Below are 2150 nucleotides of genomic sequence, written 5' to 3' on the forward strand. Positions count from 1 at the left end.
ACCCAGCGTGACCGCCGCCGTCGCCAGGCCGCCGCCGGCGCCCTGCACCAGCACGCGGGCGCCGGGCGCCAGCCCGCCCTTCGTGAACAGCATGGAGTAGGCGGTCAGCCACGCCGTCGGCAGGCAGGCCGCCTCCTCGAACGAGAGCTCGGCAGGTTTCGGCACCAGGTTCGCGGTCGGCACCGCCACGCGCTCGGCGAGGGTTCCGGGGTAGCGCTCGGAGAGCAGCGACCGCGGTTCCTCCGGACCGACGCCGTGCCCGTCGGCGCCGATCACGCCGTGCACGATCACCTCGGTGCCGTCCGGCGCCACGCCCGCGGCGTCGGTGCCGAGGATCATCGGGAGCTGCTGCTCCTTGAGGCCGACACCGCGCAGCGACCACAGGTCGTGATGGTTCAGGCTCGCGGCCCGCACCTCCACGGTGGTCCAGTGCTCCGGGGTCTCCGGTTCGGGGCGGTCGCCCACCTCCAGGCCGTCGAGCGGGCTGTCGGGCGAGAATCGGGTCACGTAGGCGGCAAGCATCCGTTCAACCTACCCGGCCCCGGCGGCGATCACCGGAGCCGGGTCGGACGACGAAGGATCACCCGGCGGACTGCTCCGTCCCGATGTCGAACATCCACGAGATGCCGAACCTGTCGGTGAGCGCCCCGTAGTAGTCGCCCCACGGCGCGAGCTCGAGCGGCTGGCCCGGGGTCGCGCCGTCGGACAGCTTCTCGTAGGCGTTCTTGATGTAGTCGTGGTCGTCCGGGCCACCGGTCAGAGAGACGGTGACGCCGCTGGTGGGCGCCACGTACTCCATGAACGACGGCGTGTCGGACGCCATGATCGTGAGGTTGCCCGGGGCGTCGAGCTGCCCGTGCATGACGAGGTCCTTGTCCTCGTCGGGGGTCGGCATCCCCTCCATCGGGGTGTCGCCGAAGGTGCTGACGGTGAGCTCGCCGCCGAGCACGGACCGGTAGAAGTCCAGGGCTTCCTTGGCCTCGGACTTGAAGCTGAGGTACGGGTTGAGCTTTGCCATACGGCCACGCTAAGCCTGGGCCGCGCGGTCCGCGCGACGGTTACCCGAGGAACTCGCTGACCATCGGGCCGATCTGGTCGGCCTCGACCAGGAACCCGTCGTGGCCCACGTCGCTGGTCACGATCCGCAGCGGCTCTGCCCGCGGGATCCAGCGCGCCAGCCGCGCGGACTGGGTGGGCGGGAACAGCCGGTCGCTGTCCACCGCCACCACCAGGGCGCGCGCGGTGATCTGGCTGAGCGCGCCCTCGACGCCGCCGCGGTCGCGACCCAGGTCGTGCGACAGCATCGACTCGGTGAGCACCAGGTAGGAGTTGGCGTCGAACCGGCGGGCCAGCTTGTCGCCGTGGTGCTCCAGGTAGGACTGCACGGCGAACCTGCCGCCCGCGAAGGGGTCCTCGCCGCCCTGCGGCAGCCGGCCGAACCGCTGGTCGAGCTCGTAGCCCGTGCGGTACGTCGTGTGCGCGATCTGCCGGGCGATGCCCAGGCCGGTGTGCGGGCCGTCGTCGTCGGCCGCGTCGTAGTAGTCGCCGCCGCGGAAGCGCGGGTCCACCCGGATCGCGGCGAGCTGCGGGTGCGCCCACGCGATCTGGTCGCCGCCGGTCTGCGCGGTCGTCGCGATTGCGGCGACGTTCCGCACGGGGATGCCGGACTCGGGGCCGAGCAGTGCCCACTCCAGCACACGGAGCCCGCCCATCGAGGCGCCGATCACCAGGTCCCACGACCTGATCCCGAGCTCCCGGGTCAGCGCGATCTCCACGGCCACCTGGTCGCGGGTCGTGATGTAGGGGAAGCGGCCGCCCCAGGGCCGCCCGTCGTCCGCCGTCGACGACGGCCCCGTGGTGCCCTGACAGCCGCCCAGCGCGTTGGGCGCCACGACGAAGTACCGGTCAGTGTCGATGGGCCGCCCCGGGCCGACCATCTGTGCCCACCACCCGCTGGTGACGTGCCCCGGACCGGCCTCGCCCGTGACGTGCGAGTCGCCGGTCAGGGCGTGCAGCACCAGCACGGCGTTCGAGCCGTCCGCGTTCAGCGTGCCCCACGTCTCGTAGGCCACGCGGACGGCCGGCAGGCGCCCACCCGCCTCCAGCTCGAAGGAGCCGACGTCGGCGAACTGCCGCCGCCCCGGGTCGTC

The 2150-nt window shown here is 72.6% G+C and carries 3 protein-coding genes; all 3 read right to left on the bottom strand.

Going from position 1 to position 2150, the window contains the following annotated elements; genetic code table 11:
* The coding region (locus tag PROKR_RS14505) for an alcohol dehydrogenase catalytic domain-containing protein (protein ID WP_036964373.1) at positions 1-522 on the bottom strand (522 nt) is incomplete at its 3' end.
* A gap of 58 nt (positions 523-580) precedes the next feature.
* Complete coding sequence (locus PROKR_RS14510) at positions 581-1018, bottom strand: VOC family protein (protein WP_036964374.1); 438 nt, start codon at positions 1016-1018, stop codon at positions 581-583.
* A 40-nt stretch (positions 1019-1058) separates the two neighbouring features.
* Positions 1059-2150 (bottom strand): homoserine O-acetyltransferase MetX (gene metX / locus PROKR_RS14515; RefSeq protein WP_036964375.1); only part of this gene is annotated, 1092 nt, incomplete at its 5' end.

The sequence above is a fragment of the Promicromonospora kroppenstedtii DSM 19349 genome, assembly GCF_000515355.1.
In the GTDB taxonomy this organism is placed as follows: Bacteria; Actinomycetota; Actinomycetes; order Actinomycetales; family Cellulomonadaceae; genus Promicromonospora; species Promicromonospora kroppenstedtii.

Coding starts and splice junctions, on each gene's coding strand:
- PROKR_RS14510 (WP_036964374.1), bottom strand. CDS start 1,018: ATGGCAAAGCTCAACCCGTACCTCAGCTTCAAGTCCGAGGCCAAGGAA.